A 19,662-nucleotide genomic window follows, 5' to 3' on the forward strand; every position below is an offset into this window, starting at 1 on the left:
CCCCTTAAGACTGCAAGACGTCAGTTAAACGCTCTAAGCGACCGCGGATACTCCCGTCAATAACGAGGTCTCCAGCACGAATGATCACTCCAGCAATAACAGACTTATCAATTTTGCAATTCAGCTTAACTTTGCGTGACAGACGTTTTTCCATCGCTGCAGAAATTTTAGCTGACTGCTGTTCACTCAGTTCGTTAGCAGAAATCACATCAACTTCAATGGTTGATTCCAGAGAATCGCGCAATTGGATAAATTGCGTTAACACTTCTGGTAGCGTCGTTAAACGCCCGTTATCTGCCATAACACGAATCAGATTCTGAACATGCTCGTCAATTTCATCTCCACAAACAGAGATAAACGTTTTAGCTAATGTTTCTGGTGCAATAGAACCAGAAAGCAGCTCTCCAACCTGTTCATTGCGCGTCACCTCAGCGGTGAAGGCTAGCATTTCCTGCCATTTAGCAACAGCTTGGTTTTCCACAGCAAAGTCAAAAGCTGCTTTGGCGTAGGGGCGAGCTACAGTAGCAATTTCAGACATGCCCCTCCCTCCTTACAGTTCAGCGACTAGTTTATCAACGATGTCGCTGTTAGCAGCTTCATCCACGGAACGTTCGATGATCTTCTCGGCACCTGCGATAGCAAGCATCGCAACCTGTTTACGTAACTCTTCACGTGCACGTTTGCGCTCAGCATCAATTTCAGCTTGCGCTTGCGCGACGATTTTTGCACGTTCTGCTTCCGCTTCTGCTTTTGCTTCATCAATCATTTGAACGCGCTGTTTATTCGCTTGTTCAATGATGACTTGTGCTTCAGCTTTCGCTTTTTTCAGTCGGTCGGTTGCGTCGGTTTGCGCCAGTTCCAGGTTCTTTTTAGCACGTTCTGCGGAAGATAAACCGTCAGCAATTTCTTTTTGACGTTTTTCAATGGCCGCCATAATCGGTGGCCATACATACTTCATACAGAACCAAACAAACAGGACAAACGCGATAGCCTGGCCGAGGATTGTTGCATTTAGATTCACAGACAATACCTCATATTCATTAGTGAATTAATGTTCTTACAGTGTTCCGTAACGTTAATTAGGCAACAGCGAACATTACATACAAGCCCAGACCAACAGCAATCATCGGAATAGCATCGACCAGACCCATTACGATAAAGAACTGTGTACGCAGCAGAGGAATTAAATCTGGCTGACGAGCAGCACCTTCTAAAAATTTACCACCTAGGATGCCGATACCGATCGCAGCACCGATCGCCGCTAAGCCCATCATCACAGCGGCAGCCATGTACAGCAGATCCATACTCAGGTTTTCCATGACAGTCTCCAGTTTGTTTCAGTTAATACAATTATTGATAAAATTAAATTAGTGTTCTTCAGATGCCATCGACAGATAAACAACCGTCAGAACCATAAAAATAAAGGCTTGTAGCGTAATAATCAGTATGTGGAAGATAGCCCAAGGTAGGCTTAACAACCACTGTGACCACCACGGAAGCAGAGCCGCGATAAGAATAAAGATCAATTCACCTGCATACATGTTACCAAACAGTCGCAGACCGAGTGATACAGGTTTTGACAGCAGGCTTACCCCTTCAAGAATCAAGTTGACTGGAATGAAGACAGGATGGTTAAAAGGCTGCATTGTGAGCTCTTTTGTAAATCCGCCAATTCCTTTCATTTTGATGCTGTAGAAGAGGATTAGGATAAACACACCAATAGCCATCGATAATGTGACACTAACATCTGCGGTTGGTACTGCACGTAATGCAGGTAACCCGAGATAATGCTCAGCAATATACGGAAGGAAATCAATTGGGAGTAAATCCATTAGGTTCATTAAGAATACCCAGACGAACACAGTTAATGCTAAAGGAGCAATAACTTTGCTCTTGCCGTGATACATATCACGGACTGAGTTATCAACGAAACCAATGATCAGTTCTATTGCAGTCTGTAACTTACCGGGTACGCCACTAGTCGCATTGGCTGCAACTCTTCTAAATAGCCACAGGAACAGAGCCCCGAGAACTACCGAGAAAAAAAGCGAGTCAATGTTCAACGTCCAAAATGTTGGACTAGCGTGGGGATCGACCAACTTAAAGGTACTCAGGTCCAACTGAAGGTTTTTCAGATGGTGGCCTATGTAATCCTCTGTAGTCATCACTTCTCCTGATGCAGACATGATGCCTCTTACCCTTTTGTAGTTTAAAAATACTTACCGTTTAAAAACGGCTGGTGCAACAATCTGAACAATTAGCACCGCTAAATAGGTCAAACCCAGTGGTGTTAATGACGCTTTGAACACACCGAAAGCAACAACTAAGACAGCGATAGTTGTAACAACCTTTAGCCCTGCTCCTAATGCTAAGAACCAGGCAATGCGGACAGGTTCATCCTCTCCTTTTGCTTTCTGAAATTGTGCTAGCAGCATAAATACGATATTTGGTAACCAGCATGCTAACCCACCAGCAAGAGCAGAGGCCCCCCATTCTATACTATTTGCACAGAAAGCCCCACTGAGGATCACTAAAGTTATAAACTGAACAGACAACTGCTTTGCAGCGTGTTTGTTGTCATAAAGGGATACAGACATAACTTTTTGTTTACTCCCAGCTCTTCTCAGCCTCAGAAACGCTAAGTGTTGTATAAAACTGCCTTTGCGTAAATGTGTCAAGAGACAAAAACGTGCAAATTATACGGGCAGGCGAAATGAATTCAATCAGTAAGTAGCGAAAAGGTGAATAAATATTTAATTTTTTCGAGTTGGCGCAGAATTGTCGCTGTAATAATTAATAAATAGTTAATGAATTGCTGCATATATTCACATTAATGTGATAAATATCACATTTGACTTTATCCTCTTTATTTATTCTTTCAACTTTACTGACAACAAAAAATAGATTTAATCTGTAAATCAAACAATTAAAGAATTAGTTTTTTAAGTTAAATTTAAACGTGATAAATCAAATATTTCACTGTTAACTATTTACCTAGCTAAATCGATTAAGTAAAAATTGCCAATTAGCCAGCATTTTTTCTATCAACACTTTATTTTTGAAACTTATTCGTTATTTCCATGTAAATAACACGTGAAAAATAAGTATTTATTCTTTAGCTAAAAATAGAAATAGCCGGTGCTTTTTAACACACCGACTATCGCTCTAAAAGACAAAATATTTTGACAGAAAGCAACTTTATTTTATAGAAACTTTAACTAAATGGCGCTGCTCATCAAGTTCAGGTACTTCAAGCTCTGTAATAGATTCAATCACAAAACCTTCTGGTAGCACCATTTCATCATCACGAATGACACCTTTAAGTGCATAAAAGCGCCCTTCAGATGAAGGTAAATGATGGCACCAACCCAACATATCATTCAGTGAAGCAAATGCGCGGCTAATCACACCATCAAAACCATTTTCAATCCGATATTCTTCAACACGTGATTGAACAGGCTCAATATTAGTTAGCCCTAACTCATGTTGAACCTGTTTTAGAAAGCGTATGCGCTTCCCTAAGCTGTCCAATAAAACAAAATGGGAATCAGGTCGAACAATTGCTAAAGGAACACCAGGTAAACCAGGACCGGTTCCTACATCAATAAATTTTGTTCCGTTGAGTTGACCGTTCACCACTATGCTATCCATGATATGACGGATTAACATCTGCTGTGGGTCACGTACCGATGTCAGGTTATAGGCTTTATTCCATTTCGCTAATAACCCAACATAATCAACTAACTGCTGTTTTTGCTTTTCCGTTAAGTCGATATCGGTTTTTACTAGCAATTGATTAAGTTTTGATAATAAATCCACGTTAAGCGCTCCGGCGTAGCATGCCTTGTTTTTTCAGCCAAACAAGTAAAATAGAGATTGCAGCAGGCGTGATCCCTGAAATTCGCGATGCTTGACCAATAGATGTTGGTTTATGATCGTTTAGTTTCGCCATCACTTCGTTAGACAACCCTTTGACTTGTTTGTAATCAAGGTCAACAGGCAACAAGGTATTTTCATTACGCAGTTGTCTTTCAATTTCTTCTTTTTGACGAGCAATATACCCTTCGTATTTAACTTGGATTTCCACTTGATCCGCAGCTTGAGGATCATCAATACCCGGTGCAAAAAGGTTGAGTGAAGTTAACATCTTATACGTCATTTCTGGGCGACGGAGTAAATCTTCCCCATTTGCTTCTTTAGATAATGGAACGGTTAAAATTCCATCTATTTCTGTGTGGTTATCCGATTTAGGATGAACCCAGATATCTTTTAAGCGCTGACGCTCTTTTTCAATCAATTCGACTTTGTTATTAAAATGCGCCCAGCGAACATCATCAACTAAACCTAACTCTCGGCCTTTTTCTGTCAGACGTAAATCTGCATTGTCTTCACGAAGCATCAAACGGTATTCAGCACGTGAGGTAAACATACGGTAAGGTTCTTTTGTCCCTAAAGTACAAAGGTCGTCAACGAGAACACCGATATAAGCTTGGTCACGACGAGGGAACCAACCTTCTAAACCAAAGGCATGTTGTGCAGCATTAAGCCCAGCTAGTAGCCCTTGGGCTCCTGCTTCTTCATAACCTGTTGTACCGTTAATTTGGCCAGCAAAAAATAAGCCATCAATAAATTTACTTTCAAGCGTTTGTTTTAGATCTCTAGGGTCAAAGAAATCATATTCAATAGCATAACCAGGACGAATGATCCTTGCATTTTCCATTCCTTTCATGGAATGAACAATTTGCATTTGAACATCAAATGGTAAGCTGGTGGATATCCCGTTAGGGTAAATTTCATTGCTTGTTAAGCCTTCTGGCTCTAAGAAGATCTGATGTGAGTCTTTATCGGCAAAACGCATAACTTTATCTTCGATCGAAGGGCAATAACGTGGGCCGATCCCTTCAATAACCCCTGCATACATAGGGCTACGATCCAAGTTATTTCTGATCACTTCATGGGTTTTTTCATTGGTATAGGTGATATGACAAGGCATCTGCTGTGGATGTTGATCTTGTGAACCTAAAAATGAAAATACCGGCATTGGATCATCACCTAGCTGTTGAGCTAACTGACTGAAATCAATAGTTCTTGCATCAATACGTGGTGGCGTTCCTGTTTTTAAACGATTAACACGTAAAGGCAATTCTCTCAAACGTTGAGAAAGTGAAATTGAAGGGGGATCACCTGCACGACCACCACTGTAATTTTCTAAACCTATATGAATTTTGCCATCAAGGAAAGTACCAACGGTTAATACTACAGCTTTGGCTTTAAATTTTAAGCCCATGCGAGTAATAGCCCCTGTAACTCGATTGTTTTCAACAATTAAGTCTTCTACAGGTTGTTGGAAAATCATCAAATTAGGCTGATTTTCTAAAGCCATTCTGACAGCTTGGCGATAAAGAACACGGTCAGCTTGTGCTCGGGTTGCACGAACTGCAGGCCCTTTGCTGGCATTTAATGTTCTAAATTGAATACCTGCTTTGTCTGTTGCTGTGGCCATTAGACCACCAAGGGCATCAATTTCTCTAACCAGATGCCCCTTACCGATCCCACCGATGGCTGGGTTGCAAGACATCTGGCCCAATGTATCAATATTGTGAGTCAGTAATAGGGTTTGACGCCCCATACGTGCAGCTGCCATTGCTGCTTCAGTACCGGCATGACCACCACCAATTACGATGACGTCAAATTGCTCTGGATAAAACATGTGTGGACCTTAAACGTTAGAAAATGCGGATTGTGCATTTGAGGAGAGAATTCTACTCAAGTTTGAGGAAGAGACCAAGCTTTAGGTTTCTCCCCTATATAATATAAAGATCTTTTTATTTAAAGATCTCTTTATTAGATCTTTTATTAGGATCACTCGTTTCTGTGGATAAGTGGATTTTCACTTTAAAGATCATAAAAGTGTAAAGGATCATATACTGTGAATGATCCGTGATCCATTTGCGTATAAGCTGGGATCAAAAAGGGTACTTATACACAGGGCATGGGGAACCTAAAACTTATACTCTGGATAACTACGGGTTAATACCGGGATCTTCCCTGAGTTATCCACAGTTGATTGCTGTTATTTTAATCAAATTAGAGTCCGTTTGCCCAAATTTTAACCCATTCCCCTGCGGGATCTTCGGGTATTTCGTGTTGTTGGACATCAATTTCCAAACATTCACCGATCCTTTTAGCCCCTTGCTTGGTTAACAAGTCATCTATTTTATGGATCGCACCACAAAAAGTGTCATATTCAGAGCTACCGATCCCTACCGAGCCAAATTGAACTTGGCTTAGATCAGGAGCACTTTCTTCTATTGAATCAAAAAGAGGTTGAATATTTTCAGGGAGATCACCTGCACCATGTGTTGAGCTCACCACCAGCCATATGCCTTCAAGTGTTAAGTCATCAAGCTCCGGGCCATGTTGAATTTCGGTTTCATGACCGAGTTCTTCTAAAATCTCAGCCATGTGCTCGGCAACATACTCCGCACTGCCCATTGTACTGCCACTTATTAAGGTTACTTTTGTCATGGTGATTCTCTTTCACAATAATAGGGCGCTATTGTACGCTGTGAATGAGCTGGGATCTACCTGTGGATAATGTGGTTATATCATTTTTTTTCTACGGATTGATTGTTCGTAAGATCGGGTTTTGTAAGGAGATCAGTGTTTCTGTGGATTGTATCTCATCAATGGTCTGAATTTTGTTGATAAGTACGTCTTGTAAAGAGTCGATAGAACGGCACATTACTTTAATAAAAATGCTGTATTGCCCTGTTGTGTAGTACACCTCGACAACTTCTTCTAAGGCATCTAATTTTTTTAGTGCGGTTGGGTAATCTTTTGCACTTTTTAAAATAATGCCAATAAAGCAGCAAACATCGAACCCTAATTGTTTTGGGTTTATATCAATACGTGTGCCTTTAATAATTCCTGCTTGTTTCATTTTTTCGACACGGACATGAATTGTCCCGGGACTAACAACGAATTTTTTGGCTAATTCAGCATACGGTATGCGTGCATTTGCCATTAATTCGTGAAGTATGTCACGATCGAGATTATCGATTTGATAATTTTCCGGCATTATTTCACCTCTATTTTAACGATTATTCATTTTTATACCTGTTTTTTTATTCAAAATAAACAGTAAAGGCTTTTTTTAATGATGGATATTGAATTTATACCTCATTTTGTTGCTTAATCTATACATCAGCTAATACAGCTAACAAATTATGGGAATAAATTATGGACAAGTCATTTATCGAACATCAGCAACAAATTAGTTTTGTGAAATCATATTTCTCACGTTTACTTGAAAAAGAATTAGGGTTAATTGAAGTTCAAGGGCCAATCCTAAGCCGCTTAGGGGATGGTACTCAAGACAACTTATCTGGCAGCGAAAAAGCCGTTCAAGTGAAAGTGAAATCAATTCCAGGTGCAACCTTTGAAGTGGTTCATTCTTTGGCTAAATGGAAACGTAAAACCTTAGGGCGTTTCGGTTTTAGTAAAGGCCAAGGTTTATACACGCATATGAAAGCGTTGCGTCCGGACGAGGATCGCTTAACCCCAATCCACTCCGTCTATGTTGATCAGTGGGATTGGGAAAAAGTGATGGCAGATGAGGAACGTACACTTCCTTATCTGAAGCAGACAGTGGGTAAAATCTATAAGGCAATAAAAGAAACAGAAGCTGCCGTAAGTAAAGAATTTGGGTTGGCACCGTTCCTGCCTGACCAAATCCACTTTATTCACAGTGAAGAGTTGTTACAGCGCTACCCTGATTTAGATGCGAAAGGGCGTGAACGCGCAATCGCAAAAGAATTAGGCGCAGTATTCTTAATTGGTATCGGTGGTAAGCTATCTAGCGGTGAATCACATGATGTTCGTGCGCCAGACTACGATGACTGGACAACAAAAAATGAAGACGGTTTTTGTGGTTTGAACGGCGACATCATTGTGTGGAACCCTGTTTTACAGGACGCATTTGAGCTTTCTTCAATGGGAATTCGCGTAAGTCCTGAGTGTTTAACTCGTCAATTAAGTTTAACTGGCGATGAAAAACGTATGGAATTAGAGTGGCACCAAGCGTTAGTGAAAGGTGAAATGCCACAAACTATCGGTGGTGGTATTGGCCAGTCTCGCTTAGTTATGCTACTTCTTCAGCGTCAACACATTGGCCAAGTGCAATGTGGTGTATGGGGTGCTGAAATGCAAGAATCCGTTGAAGGTATGCTGTAATTAGCGGCTAAAGCGGCGTAACAGCCTGCTTTTTAACCCAGTATCAAAACGCCAAATATGGTCAAAGATCTTCATGATACTGGGTTTCCCATAATTTGATACAGATACCGCATGGAAGCGGTATTTACCTTTCTTCTGCATAATCTTTATTTTCTGAATTAACTCATCCGGTAAACGCTGAGCAACAAAATCAGAAATCACCACGGCATCTGCATCAATCCACTGTTTTGATTCCAATTTTATTGCGGTTTCTTGCAAACAAGCCGCAAGGTCAGTCCCACCTTTAAATGTTTGATGTAAAAAACGAATACATTGCTCTAAGCCATCAATAGAAAGTAAATCGTAATGCACAATTTCTGTGGAAAATAACATCACATGGCATGAGCGATTATCCGCCAGCGCAATTTTCATTAGCGCGAGGCAAAATGCTTTGGCGCAGCGTTCATTTAAACCGCCCATCGAACCCGATGTATCAATACATACAACAAATGGTCCTCTTGGCTGTTCTTCATTATGGTGGTGGGTAATAGGGCGCAGAACTTTTCTTTCTTGCCAGCTATCTCCTTGTAACCGATAAGTTAGAAGCTGTTTTTCGAGTAATTTTCGATAGAACTCAAATTCAATATCTTCAAGGCCTAACATAGCGAGTTCTGCAGGCAATAACCGTAAAATATCATCACTTTGATTTAAGCCATTAACTTGCTCAGGAACCGTTTCAGGCACTTTTTCCATGATAGTCATTGGTTCAAGAAAAACACTATCATCAGGAATGGATTGAGCGGATTGGCTACGGCCTAATAATTGGGCTATTTTTTCTAATTCAGGCTGCTGACGTAAAAATTCACTGTATCGGCTTAATAATTGGTCATTATAAGCGGAAGTCATGTTCACACCTTTGGTTAAATCCCACAGCCGGCCAGCAGCACGATCATTTTCGCCAAGAATATCTTCTAAATTACCACTTAGAGCCAGTCGGCGTTGTAATTCTGCCAATAATTGTTCTTTTTCCTGTTCTAGTAGCTCTTTATGTAGTGTTGTAACTTGTAAAATTAAGCTAATACGCCATCTTTGAACAAATAATGATTGTCTTGCACTGCGGTTCTCTATTTTCCCACTCTGTAGCTGATATGCCTCACGGTAAAAAGGGGAATCCAGTTGGTGAAGTTTTGCGATGACATTAGGTAATCGGATAAAAAAGGCATCTGTCGAAATCCCAAGGGACTGACGATAAAGTTCAAATTCTTCTGAAAGTTGTGCGGGAACAAGCGCATCTTGCATACGCTGTTTGAGATCCTTTTTCCAACCCGATAAATCTTTGAGTAAAGCTTTTTTTAATCGAGGATGTTTTTCAAAAAATACCGCTAATTGAGGAGTTGCTAGCAAAGATATAATTATCTCTTCAATTAATTGGCCTTCATTAACCGAAAGCAGCATTTCTAATGTGGCTAAACTCATCATCGCTATTCGGCCACTTTACCCGTGATTTGGTTACGTAATTGGTTTAGCTTTTCAGTGAGCTTTATAAAACTTTGTTCAATATCCGCAAGCCAGTGTGGTTCAATAAATAAGTTGGGCTGCTGTTTTTCAAACTGATAGCGTGCGGCTTGAATCTCACCTTGAATTTTATCTAGCTTGTCTAGCCACTCTTGGTTATTTGTATTTGGCGCAAGTGACGAGGTTTTATCTTGAATATATAAAGTAGATGATTGATGACTTACATCTAATAACTGTATCTGGTTTAAATTATTTACCTCAGCAGCAATGTCTTGCGCAAAACCAATCCCATTTAGATGAGCGGACAGTGTCGTTCCTTTATTTAAGAAGGTTATTAGTGACTTTTTATCAGTTGTTACAAAGGTAACTTTCATATTATGCAGTTGCAGTGGGCGATGTAAAAACAGCGTAATTCGGCCGTCACTGATATTTTCAGGCAATACATAAGATGCCTTACGAGCAAACATTGCATTGTTTTTATTGACTTTAAATGCATCTTGGTTGTTTTGATCTTGGGTCGATGACATCCATTGCTGATAAATTTGCTCTATTTCACGGGTTAATTTTCGCTGTTGCCAGCCATCTTCTTGTAATAATGATTGCAATAGTTGCGGTAAAGTATTCATCGATTGCATGTCATGCCAGAGACAATCTTTTAATAACACAAGATCTAGAGGAGATACGCTGTTGCGACCATTAAAGAAAGCACTTGCTTGTAATAGGTAAACCGCTTTCTTCCAGCGCCTATCAGAAACATAAAGCTGCTTCTCTGTAGCATCTAATTGTTGGCGTAATTGGTAAATCAATTCAAAACAGTGATCGGGTAGCGTAATTTTAGGAATTTCTTGTTGCCACTGTTGGTACTCTTCATCACTGATTTTTAAATGCTCTGGCATTTGAGATTCATTCAGCGATGATTTTCCTGTTAACAGTGCGCGAAAATTTTGTTTCTCTTGTACTTTATCCAACCAAATACGTACTAGCATTCTGTCAAATAGCGCCTCGAGGCTATTATCTGCATCGGGTAATTCATTTGATGCAGTTACTAATAACCGCATAGGGATGGATTTTTCTTCATCACCATTACGGAACTTGCGCTCATTTACCGCCGTTAATAAGGTATTTAAAATGGCTGGGCCCGCTTTCCATATTTCATCAAGAAATACGACTTCAGCGTCTGGTAAATAACCTTTGGTTAAACGTTCATATCGTCCTTCATCTTTTAGCGCCTGTATTGAAAGAGGACCAAAGATTTCTTCCGGTGTTGAAAATCGCGTCATTAAGTATTCAAAAGCGTTTGCGTGACGAAAAGCATATTTCATTCTTCGTGCAATTAAGCTTTTGGCAATACCTGGAGGGCCTAATAGAAATACGCTTTCACCGCTTAATGTGGCTAATAAGCACAAACGAATAGCTTGCTGGCGTTCATATAAACCGCTTTCAAGGTAATTGCTTAATTGGGCTATTCGTTCAGCAAGCTGCATATTCATTCCTTTTATTGTAGAAGCGTTGATATTAAAACTATCAATTTCTTTTATTACATACTGCGACCTATTTTTCCATTTTTCTTTGATATGCCCCAAGAAATCAGAAAAAACGATTCAGCTATAAGTGATTCAATAAGTTATTGTTTTTAAACTTTCTCAACACGAACGAAACGTTTCGATATTGATCACAAATATTAATCATCAATATTGAGTTGTGACTTATCTTTACTATTATTACATGAGCGAAACGTTTCGCTTACTGGAATGGCGGTGAAAAATGAAAAAGGGTGTTTTACTTAATGCCAACGTTACCTCTGTAATCGCAAGATTAGGTCATACAGACCAAATAACGCTTGCTGATGCAGGTTTACCCATTTATCAAGGAACGGAACGTATTGATTTAGCCATTACGCAAGGCTTACCAGATTTCATGTCAGTTTTAAGTGTCATCACCCAAGAGATGCAAGTTGAAAAAGTCATTCTAGCAGAGGAAATCAGCACCATTAACCCACAAATGGAAGCTGCTATTTTGGCTCACTTACAACAGTTAGAAGTCACTCAAAACAATACGATTGAAATTATTTATTGCAGTCATGAACGTTTTAAACAACTGACTCATGACAGTAAAGCGGTGATCCGAACAGGGGAATGTTCACCGTTCGCTAACGTTATTCTTTGTTCTGGTGTGACTTTCTGAGGTGACTATGCAACCTTTATTAGAACTTATCGGGATTGATAAATCATTTCCAGGGGTAAAAGCCCTCAGTGGTGCGACATTGAATGTCTATCCAGGGAAAGTCATGGCGCTGGTGGGGGAAAATGGGGCTGGCAAATCAACCATGATGAAAGTGCTGACAGGTATTTATAAAAAAGATGCCGGGCAAATCCGCTATTTAGGCAAAGAGGTGGCGTTCAATGGGCCCAAAAGTTCCCAAGAGGCGGGTATTGGGATTATCCACCAAGAACTCAACCTGATCCCTGAATTAACCATCGCTGAAAATATTTTTCTAGGCCGAGAGTATGTTAATGCATTTGGCAAAATTAACTGGAAAAAAATGTTCAGTGAGTCTGACAAACTGCTTAAACGGCTTAACCTTGATTATGATAGCCATCAAACTATTGCAGAGCTTTCTATTGGCGAACAACAAATGGTGGAAATCGCCAAAGTCCTTAGCTTCCAATCACAAGTGATTATCATGGATGAACCCACTGATGCGCTAACGGACACGGAAACAGAATCCTTATTTAGAGTTATCGAAGACTTAAAAGCTCAAGGCTGTGGCATTGTTTATATTTCTCATCGTTTAAAAGAAATTTTTGAAATTTGCGACGATGTAACGGTGTTTCGCGATGGCCAGTTTATTGGTGAGAAACCCGTGAGTGAATTAGAAGAAGAAAAACTCATTGAAATGATGGTTGGTCGTAAACTTGAAGACCAATATCCAAGGGTTGAGGTAGAAACTGGAAAAATTAGGCTGCAGCTTGAAGATGTATCTGGACCAGGTGTAACAAATGCCAATTTCACCCTGAAGAGTGGGGAAATTTTAGGTGTATCTGGTTTGATGGGCGCGGGGCGTACAGAGTTGATGAAAATCATCTACGGCGCGGCGACAAAAAAATCAGGCACGATAAAACTGGAAGGCAAACCCGTAACACTGAAAACACCACAAGATGGCTTAAACAGTGGCATTGTTTATATTTCAGAAGACCGTAAACGTGATGGATTAGTATTAGGCATGTCAGTGAAAGAAAATATGTCATTGACGGCATTACGTTATTTCAGTCGTGCGGGGGGAAGCCTCAAGCATGGTGAAGAGCAGCAAACCGTTAGCGATTTCATACGATTATTCAATATTAAAACCCCGTCTATGGACCAAATAATTGGTAATCTTTCTGGTGGAAACCAGCAAAAAGTGGCCATTGCGCGCGGTTTGATGACAAGACCAAAAGTACTGATCCTCGATGAGCCAACTCGTGGTGTAGACGTTGGTGCTAAAAAAGAAATCTATCAACTAATTAACCAGTTTAAAAAAGAAGGGCTGAGTATCATTTTAGTTTCTTCAGAAATGCCTGAAGTAATAGGAATGAGTGACCGCATTTTGGTGATGCACGAAGGTCATATCAGCGGCGAATTTTCAGCCAAAGACGCGACTCAGGAAGCCTTAATGGCTGCCGCAGTGGGTAAAAATTATGGCTCAGTTCAGGAGTTATCAGTATGAGTTCAACTACCGCATCATCAAAACGCTGGTTCAGCAAAGCATGGCTGATGGAGCAAAAATCATTAATCGCACTATTAGTTTTGATTGCAATCGTATCAACATTAAGCCCGAATTTTTTTACGGTTAATAACCTATTCAATATCTTACAACAAACCTCCGTCAACGCCATTATGGCGGTTGGGATGACATTAGTTATCTTAACGTCAGGAATCGACCTTTCTGTTGGGTCCTTATTGGCCTTAACGGGAGCGGTTGCGGCCTCAATGGTTGGAGCGGAAGTTAACGCATTAGTGGCTGTTGCGGGAGCACTAGCACTTGGTGCTGCTATCGGTGCATGTACAGGAGTGATTGTTGCAAAAGGAAAAGTCCAAGCTTTCATTGCGACTTTAGTCATGATGCTACTACTGCGTGGTGTGACACGAGTTTACACAGACGGCAGCCCTATCAATACAGGATTTAGTGATAACGCAGACTTATTTGGTTGGTTTGGTATTGGCCGCCCATTTGGTATTCCTACCCCAGTCTGGTTAATGATCATCGTTTTTGCTGCGGCATGGTATATGTTGCACCATACTCGCCTTGGTCGTTACATCTACGCACTTGGTGGGAATGAAGCGGCTACCCGTCTTTCTGGTATTAATGTCGACCGCATTAAAATAGTGGTTTATGCCTTATGTGGACTGCTAGCGGCATTGGCGAGTGTCATTGAAGTTGCACGTTTATCATCAGCTCAGCCAATGGCAGGTAATGGGTATGAACTTGATGCTATCGCTGCGGTTGTACTGGGTGGTACCAGCCTTGCTGGTGGTAAGGGGCGTATCGTCGGAACATTGATTGGTGCGCTTATCCTTGGTTTCTTAAACAATGGATTAAACTTATTAGGTATTTCGTCAAACTACCAGATGATTGTTAAAGCTGTCGTCATCTTACTCGCTGTACTTGTTGATAATAAAAAGTAACCCTACAGGAAAATTATTATGAAACTGAACAAACTAGCAACGTTATTATCTGCAGTTGCACTGAGTGCAACCGTTAGTGTCAATGCGATGGCGAAAGATAGCATTGCACTCATAATTTCTACATTGAATAACCCGTTCTTTGTGACGATGAAAGATAGCGCACAAAAAGAAGCGGATAAATTGGGTTATGAGCTGATTGTTTTAGATTCCCAAGATAATCCAGCTAAAGAATTAGCCAACGTTCAAGATTTAACCGTTCGTGGTACAAAATTAATGTTAATTAACCCAACGGATTCAGATGCGGTGGGTAACTCAATATTAATGGCTAATAAAGCAAATATACCTGTCATCACTTTGGATAGAGCAGCTAACAAAGGTGAAGTTGTCAGCCATGTGGCATCAGATAACCGCATGGGCGGGAAAATGGCTGCCGACTATATTGCACAAAAAACAGGCAATGAAGCGAAAGTGATTCAATTAGAAGGTATTTCAGGTACATCAGCAGCGCGTGAGCGCGGTGAAGGTTTTAGTACTGGAGCAAAAGAGCACAAATTCAATTTACTGGCGAGCCAACCTGCTGATTTCGATAGAACAAAAGGCTTGAACGTAATGCAAAACTTGTTAACGGCACATCCCGCTGTTCAAGCGGTATTTGCTCAAAATGATGAAATGGCATTAGGGGCATTAAGAGCTTTACAAACCGCAGGCCGTACTGATGTTCTGGTTGTCGGTTTTGATGGAACAAATGATGGTATCAAAGCTGTTGAAGGTGGAAAATTAGGTGCAACTATTGCACAGCGTCCAGACCAAATTGGGATTGTTGGTGTTCAGATTGCAGATAAAGTCTTAAAAGGCGAAAAAGTGGATTCAACGGTTCCGGTTGAATTAGAATTAGTGGTAAAACAATAAGATAAAAACCGCCGCGGCATACTGCGGCGGTTTATTTTAGTTTGCAATTCATTGGGTCATCAAAAAAGGAAATAAACGTTATGGGTACAGCAAAACTGGTGGTTCTCGGTAGTATCAATGCGGATCATATATTAAATGTTAAGCATTTCCCTCAGCCGGGTGAAACCGTTAGAGGCGATCATTACCAAGTTGCATTTGGCGGGAAAGGCGCCAACCAAGCTGTTGCAGCAGGTCGCAGTGGTGCTGACATAACGTTTATTGCTTGTGTTGGTGATGACGATATTGGTGTGAGTATAAAAAAACAGTTATCTCTCGATAATATTAAAACTGAATGTATTGATGCAATTGAAGGTGAAACGACAGGTGTCGCCCTCATTTATGTGAATCAACAAGGGGAAAATACAATTGGCATCAATGCAGGTGCAAATGCGCAACTAACCAAGGCAAGGTTAGCTCATTATCAGCAAAAAATTGTGGAAGCGGATGCGGTATTGATGCAACTGGAATCCCCCATTGAAACAGTACAAATGGCCGCTGAAATAGCTAAGAAAAACAATACGAAAGTCATTTTGAACCCTGCACCTGCTCAATCATTACCTGATTCATTATTATCATTAGTTGATATCATCACACCAAATGAAACAGAAGCTGAACACTTAACAGGTATTGCGGTTAATGATAATCAAGGTGCTCAGGATGCAGCTGAAGCCTTACATCAAAAAGGTATTAGTAAAGTGATGATAACACTTGGTTCTCGAGGTGTTTGGTATAGTGAAAAAGGTGCAGAAGGTAAAATAATTTCTGCATTTCGCGTAAAAGCAGTGGATACTATTGCCGCAGGTGATACATTCAATGGGGCTTACGTTACTGCACTGCTTGAAGGTAAGGCTGACGAAGAAGCGATTATTTTTGCTCATGCGGCGGCGGCGATAGCTGTGACTCGCCCAGGAGCTCAACCGTCTGTTCCATGGCGTAAAGAAATTGACCAGTTTTTGACTCAACAGGATTAACTTGTGGCAACAATGAAAGATGTGGCACGCCTTGCGGGGGTGTCGACATCCACCGTCTCTCACGTTATTAATCAAAATCGCTATGTCAGCGAGAGCATTACCACTCGCGTTAAAAATGCGATTGAAGAGTTAAACTATGCCCCTTCTGCGTTAGCGCGTAGTTTAAAAATGAATCGTACTAATACGATTGGGATGTTACTGACAACAAGTAATAACCCATTCTACGCAGAAGTAGTGCGGGGGGTAGAGCGGAGTTGCTACGAACGCGGTTATAGTTTGATTTTGTGCAACACTGAAGGTGACCTTCAGCGGATGAATCATAGTTTAGAAACGTTGCTACAAAAGCGTGTTGATGGGCTATTGATTATGTGCACAGAAGTTCAAGGGCCATCAAAAAATGTTTTGGCTCGTTACCCCGCTGTGCCAACGGTTATGATGGACTGGTCACCATTCGAATCAGATGGCGATATCATTCAAGATAACTCTTTTCTGGGTGGGGAAATAGCCACTCGTTACCTTATTGAATCTGGCTTTACCCGTATTGCATGTATTGCAGGACCACAAGACAAATCACCAGCAAGGGCACGCCATCAAGGTTTTATTCAAGCCATGACAGATGGCGGCATTAATATTTATGATGATTATATCATTTTCAGTGATTTTGAATTTGCTGGTGGGTTTGAGTCTATGAATAAACTGCTTAGCTTACCTGTCCCTCCCGAGGCTATTTTTGCCGGTAATGATGCGATGGCGGTGGGAGCTTATCAAGCGATATACCAAAAGGGCTTGAAAGTACCTGATGATATTTCAATTATTGGTTATGATGATATCGATCTTTCACCTTATATGATCCCACCACTAACAACAATTCATCAGCCAAAAGATAAGTTAGGCCAACAGGCTGTTGACCAACTTATTTATCGTATGGATAACCCAGAGGCAAAGGCGAGCGTTTTGGTTCTTACCCCTGAGCTAATTGAGCGCCAATCGGTTAAAAAATATTAATTCTTCGCTTTTTTGGTTTTGTTTTTTATTAAATTATCACCATCTGTCTTACTTAATAATAAGAAGACAAAAGCTGAGATAAGCGTAATGACACCAACGGTAATAAAAGTGTAGTGAAAATTATCGACCGTATTGCTATTAGGTTGTCCACCATAGAAGTTTAAGATTGCAGCACTGACTGCAATACCGAAGCTTATCGATAGTTGCTGAGTCACCGCTAACATACTATTTCCCGCACTCGCATTATTGTCTGTTAAATCAGCCAAACAAATAGTATTCATTGCGGTGAACTGCACTGACATCACCATTCCTAAAATGAATAAAGGTACGATTAACAGGTAAATCGACATACTTGGTGATTGTAAGGAAAACTGTGCAATCATTAATCCAATAATAATGGTGATAACAAATAATGTATTACGGTAGCCATACTTAGTTAGGACCCGAGTAACTCCCGATTTAGCAGTGATTGACCCTATTGCTAGTGGTGCCATCATCATTCCTGCCACAACGGCTTCGTAACCAAAACCCACCTGCAACATTAATGGCATTAAAAATGGAATACTGCCTGTTCCTAAGCGTGTCGCGATATTACCGCTGATCCCAATAGAAAATGTACGCGTTTTAAATAAATTCAATGGGATTATTGCGTGCTTAGTGCGTCTTGCATGGAAAATATAAACAAATAAGAAGAGAAAGCCGACTAAGACAATAGTGACTGGAATCGATGTTGAAAGAGATTTATCACTGAATAAGTCTAAGCTGACAGATAGCATGACTAAGCCGGAACCAAACAATAAGAACCCTAAAGTATCAAATTTACGTTTTGGCATTTTAAAGTCAGGCATATGTTTTAAGGCATAAAAAATACCTAAAACACCAATAGGAATATTAATAATAAATATCCAATGCCAAGTTGCATAGGTTACTAAGATACCACCTAATAGAGGCCCCAATATTGGCCCAACTAAACCAGGGATGGTGACGAAATTTAAGATAGGTAATAACTCACTTCGAGGGTAAGCCCTTATTAAGGCTAAGCGGGCGACTGGCATCATCATTGCCCCACCAATTCCTTGAATAACCCTAGAGGTCACTAAGAAATTTAAGGAAGGCGAAAGGGCACAAAGTAATGAACCAAGAGAAAATAAAGAAACCGCTAAAATAAATATACGTCTTGTACCAAATCTATCTGCAAACCAGCCGCTAACAGGAATCAATAGAGCAACAGTAAGCGTATAACTGACTACGGCTGATTGCATCGCAAGCGGCGAGTGATCGAGGCTTCTTGCAATATCAGGTAAAGCCGTATTCAAAATTGTGGCATCAAGCGCTTGCATGAAAAAGGCCATTGCCGCAATCCATGGAAGGCCAGACATATTTTTCGCTGTTTTGAACATCAGTTACCTATACAAATAAATGAAAGCTTTAATGGAATATTGTTTTGTTAGTCTTGCTTTTGGGTAATCGTTAGTAAGTTATAGCAAAGGTCGAGTGCTACTGTACTTTTACCATGAATAATTGCATTGGCAAGTTGTTGATGAATTTCGACCTCTATAACCTCATTATTAGTAATGACATCAAAGTAACGCAGATAAATAGAACGGAATAAATTAGCAAAAGAAATTAAGAAAGGATTGGCACAAGCTTTGTAAATAGTTAAATGGAAATGATAATCAACTTTCACCCAATGCGCCCTGTCAAATTCTTTGGCTAGTAATTGCATTTCACTTGCTAACAGTTGTAATGATTGCTTTTGTTCTTTTGTTGCATGTATAGCTGCAAGATAACAAGCTTGAGGTTCTATCGCTAGTCTAACCATTTTAAAGTGTTCCATCACGACAGATTGCTCTTCGATATTGGACCACCATGTTAAAAGATCTTGGTCTAAAAAATTCCAATTTGAGGGAGGCATAACCCGGGTACCTATTTTGGGGCGAGCTAATACCATACCTTTTGCAGCTAATATTTTTATTGCTTCTCTTATTGCTGTTCGACTTGCTTGGAATTGTTCTGATAATTCTAATTCGCTGGGTAAAATGGAATCAGGTAAATAGGCGCTGGTTAAAATCAACTGGCCAAGATTTTCTGCAATAATATAAGAGCGATTTTTTTGTGAGGCTGTTTGTTGCTTACTTAATTCCATAATTCATCTCAAAGCATAATTCTTAGATGCATATATTACGTGAGTAGATGTGTGATTGCTGCTTAAATAGTCAACATATAGACCTAATTTAACTTATAAATATGTTTTTGGCTAAAAAAAACACGAACAAGATAAAAACTCAAAAAAACACTTGCGAGAATTTTTCGACTCCCTATAATGCGCATCCGTTGTCATGAC

Annotated in this window: 20 protein-coding genes; 7 read left to right on the top strand and 13 right to left on the bottom strand. The window is 40.3% G+C overall.

The features are described 5' to 3' along the window. Positions 1–4 precede the first annotated feature (4 nt). From atpH to asnC, 9 genes are all read right to left on the bottom strand, one after another. Positions 5–538, bottom strand: a complete 534-nt coding sequence (gene atpH / locus PSE83_RS12760) for a F0F1 ATP synthase subunit delta (protein WP_004906300.1) — start codon at positions 536–538, stop codon at positions 5–7. 12 nt (positions 539–550) lie between these two features. Beyond that, a complete protein-coding gene (gene atpF, locus PSE83_RS12765; protein ID WP_004906301.1) occupies positions 551–1,021 on the bottom strand; it encodes a F0F1 ATP synthase subunit B in 471 nt (156 codons plus the stop codon). A gap of 58 nt (positions 1,022–1,079) precedes the next feature. After that, positions 1,080–1,319 carry a F0F1 ATP synthase subunit C gene (gene atpE, locus PSE83_RS12770; protein WP_004093904.1) on the bottom strand — a complete coding sequence of 80 codons (240 nt, stop codon included), beginning with the start codon at positions 1,317–1,319 and terminating at the stop codon, positions 1,080–1,082. A gap of 48 nt (positions 1,320–1,367) precedes the next feature. Next, entirely contained in the window at positions 1,368–2,186 is an 819-nt protein-coding gene (atpB, locus tag PSE83_RS12775; RefSeq protein ID WP_004906316.1) for a F0F1 ATP synthase subunit A, read from the bottom strand. 33 nt (positions 2,187–2,219) lie between these two features. Then, on the bottom strand, positions 2,220–2,597 hold the full coding sequence (gene atpI / locus PSE83_RS12780) for a F0F1 ATP synthase subunit I (RefSeq protein WP_004906317.1): 378 nt from the start codon (positions 2,595–2,597) through the stop codon (positions 2,220–2,222). A 601-nt stretch (positions 2,598–3,198) separates the two neighbouring features. Then, positions 3,199–3,819, bottom strand: coding sequence for a 16S rRNA (guanine(527)-N(7))-methyltransferase RsmG (gene rsmG / locus PSE83_RS12785; RefSeq protein ID WP_004906320.1), 621 nt, complete (start codon positions 3,817–3,819; stop codon positions 3,199–3,201). Position 3,820: 1 nt separating this feature from the next. Further along, positions 3,821–5,710, bottom strand: a complete 1,890-nt coding sequence (mnmG, locus tag PSE83_RS12790) for a tRNA uridine-5-carboxymethylaminomethyl(34) synthesis enzyme MnmG (RefSeq protein ID WP_004906322.1) — start codon at positions 5,708–5,710, stop codon at positions 3,821–3,823. A 377-nt stretch (positions 5,711–6,087) separates the two neighbouring features. After that, on the bottom strand, positions 6,088–6,528 hold the full coding sequence (mioC, locus tag PSE83_RS12795; protein WP_004906324.1) for an FMN-binding protein MioC: 441 nt from the start codon (positions 6,526–6,528) through the stop codon (positions 6,088–6,090). A gap of 91 nt (positions 6,529–6,619) precedes the next feature. Beyond that, positions 6,620–7,081 (bottom strand): transcriptional regulator AsnC, encoded by a 462-nt coding sequence (gene asnC, locus PSE83_RS12800; protein WP_094962010.1) that lies wholly within the window; start codon positions 7,079–7,081, stop codon positions 6,620–6,622. A 161-nt stretch (positions 7,082–7,242) separates the two neighbouring features. Here asnC and asnA point away from each other — a divergent pair, with 161 nt between their 5' ends. Continuing rightward, positions 7,243–8,235 (top strand): aspartate--ammonia ligase, encoded by a 993-nt coding sequence (gene asnA / locus PSE83_RS12805; protein WP_004906329.1) that lies wholly within the window; start codon positions 7,243–7,245, stop codon positions 8,233–8,235. Here the strand turns inward: asnA and viaA are convergent, their stop codons facing one another. Both viaA and ravA read right to left on the bottom strand, forming a co-directional pair. Further along, positions 8,236–9,693, bottom strand: a complete 1,458-nt coding sequence (gene viaA, locus PSE83_RS12810) for an ATPase RavA stimulator ViaA (protein ID WP_096863682.1) — start codon at positions 9,691–9,693, stop codon at positions 8,236–8,238. It abuts the gene before it with no gap. 2 nt (positions 9,694–9,695) lie between these two features. Continuing rightward, positions 9,696–11,213, bottom strand: coding sequence for an ATPase RavA (ravA, locus tag PSE83_RS12815; protein WP_036959195.1), 1,518 nt, complete (start codon positions 11,211–11,213; stop codon positions 9,696–9,698). A 280-nt stretch (positions 11,214–11,493) separates the two neighbouring features. On the opposite strand from ravA, the gene rbsD reads away from it, so the two are divergent. From rbsD to rbsR, 6 genes are all read left to right on the top strand, one after another. Then, on the top strand, positions 11,494–11,913 hold the full coding sequence (gene rbsD / locus PSE83_RS12820; RefSeq protein ID WP_004906336.1) for a D-ribose pyranase: 420 nt from the start codon (positions 11,494–11,496) through the stop codon (positions 11,911–11,913). A gap of 7 nt (positions 11,914–11,920) precedes the next feature. After that, positions 11,921–13,435 (top strand): ribose ABC transporter ATP-binding protein RbsA, encoded by a 1,515-nt coding sequence (gene rbsA, locus PSE83_RS12825; RefSeq protein ID WP_096863684.1) that lies wholly within the window; start codon positions 11,921–11,923, stop codon positions 13,433–13,435. Beyond that, positions 13,432–14,394, top strand: coding sequence for a ribose ABC transporter permease (gene rbsC, locus PSE83_RS12830; protein WP_004906340.1), 963 nt, complete (start codon positions 13,432–13,434; stop codon positions 14,392–14,394). Before rbsA ends, rbsC begins: the two co-directional genes overlap by 4 nt. 18 nt (positions 14,395–14,412) lie before the next feature. After that, entirely contained in the window at positions 14,413–15,303 is an 891-nt protein-coding gene (gene rbsB / locus PSE83_RS12835; protein ID WP_164564181.1) for a ribose ABC transporter substrate-binding protein RbsB, read from the top strand. An 80-nt stretch (positions 15,304–15,383) separates the two neighbouring features. Beyond that, positions 15,384–16,313: a ribokinase gene (gene rbsK / locus PSE83_RS12840; protein ID WP_004906346.1), complete on the top strand. Its 930-nt coding sequence runs from the start codon at positions 15,384–15,386 to the stop codon at positions 16,311–16,313. Between the two features lie 3 nt (positions 16,314–16,316). Further along, positions 16,317–17,318, top strand: a complete 1,002-nt coding sequence (gene rbsR, locus PSE83_RS12845; protein ID WP_164564183.1) for a ribose operon transcriptional repressor RbsR — start codon at positions 16,317–16,319, stop codon at positions 17,316–17,318. Here rbsR and mdtD read toward each other — a convergent pair. Then, positions 17,315–18,718, bottom strand: coding sequence for a multidrug transporter subunit MdtD (gene mdtD, locus PSE83_RS12850; protein ID WP_004906350.1), 1,404 nt, complete (start codon positions 18,716–18,718; stop codon positions 17,315–17,317). The two genes, rbsR and mdtD, sit on opposite strands and share 4 nt — an antisense overlap. Before the next feature lie 47 nt (positions 18,719–18,765). Continuing rightward, entirely contained in the window at positions 18,766–19,464 is a 699-nt protein-coding gene (locus PSE83_RS12855) for a FadR/GntR family transcriptional regulator (protein ID WP_096863685.1), read from the bottom strand. Between the last annotated feature and the right edge of the window lie 198 nt (positions 19,465–19,662).

It is taken from the genome of Providencia sp. PROV150 (assembly GCF_028481025.1).
Lineage (GTDB): Bacteria > Pseudomonadota > Gammaproteobacteria > Enterobacterales > Enterobacteriaceae > Providencia > Providencia hangzhouensis.

Excerpts from the sequence above, each read along its gene's own strand:
- mioC (WP_004906324.1), bottom strand. The coding sequence starts at position 6,528 with ATGACAAAAGTAACCTTAATAAGTGGCAGTACAATGGGCAGTGCGGAG.
- atpI (WP_004906317.1), bottom strand. The coding sequence starts at position 2,597 with ATGTCTGTATCCCTTTATGACAACAAACACGCTGCAAAGCAGTTGTCT.
- mnmG (WP_004906322.1), bottom strand. The coding sequence starts at position 5,710 with ATGTTTTATCCAGAGCAATTTGACGTCATCGTAATTGGTGGTGGTCAT.
- atpB (WP_004906316.1), bottom strand. The coding sequence starts at position 2,186 with ATGTCTGCATCAGGAGAAGTGATGACTACAGAGGATTACATAGGCCAC.
- asnA (WP_004906329.1), top strand. The coding sequence starts at position 7,243 with ATGGACAAGTCATTTATCGAACATCAGCAACAAATTAGTTTTGTGAAA.
- rbsA (WP_096863684.1), top strand. The coding sequence starts at position 11,921 with ATGCAACCTTTATTAGAACTTATCGGGATTGATAAATCATTTCCAGGG.
- mdtD (WP_004906350.1), bottom strand. The coding sequence starts at position 18,718 with ATGTTCAAAACAGCGAAAAATATGTCTGGCCTTCCATGGATTGCGGCA.
- rbsD (WP_004906336.1), top strand. The coding sequence starts at position 11,494 with ATGAAAAAGGGTGTTTTACTTAATGCCAACGTTACCTCTGTAATCGCA.
- ravA (WP_036959195.1), bottom strand. The coding sequence starts at position 11,213 with ATGCAGCTTGCTGAACGAATAGCCCAATTAAGCAATTACCTTGAAAGC.
- viaA (WP_096863682.1), bottom strand. The coding sequence starts at position 9,693 with ATGATGAGTTTAGCCACATTAGAAATGCTGCTTTCGGTTAATGAAGGC.
- PSE83_RS12855 (WP_096863685.1), bottom strand. The coding sequence starts at position 19,464 with ATGGAATTAAGTAAGCAACAAACAGCCTCACAAAAAAATCGCTCTTAT.
- asnC (WP_094962010.1), bottom strand. The coding sequence starts at position 7,081 with ATGCCGGAAAATTATCAAATCGATAATCTCGATCGTGACATACTTCAC.
- rbsB (WP_164564181.1), top strand. The coding sequence starts at position 14,413 with ATGAAACTGAACAAACTAGCAACGTTATTATCTGCAGTTGCACTGAGT.
- atpE (WP_004093904.1), bottom strand. The coding sequence starts at position 1,319 with ATGGAAAACCTGAGTATGGATCTGCTGTACATGGCTGCCGCTGTGATG.
- atpH (WP_004906300.1), bottom strand. The coding sequence starts at position 538 with ATGTCTGAAATTGCTACTGTAGCTCGCCCCTACGCCAAAGCAGCTTTT.
- rbsC (WP_004906340.1), top strand. The coding sequence starts at position 13,432 with ATGAGTTCAACTACCGCATCATCAAAACGCTGGTTCAGCAAAGCATGG.
- rbsK (WP_004906346.1), top strand. The coding sequence starts at position 15,384 with ATGGGTACAGCAAAACTGGTGGTTCTCGGTAGTATCAATGCGGATCAT.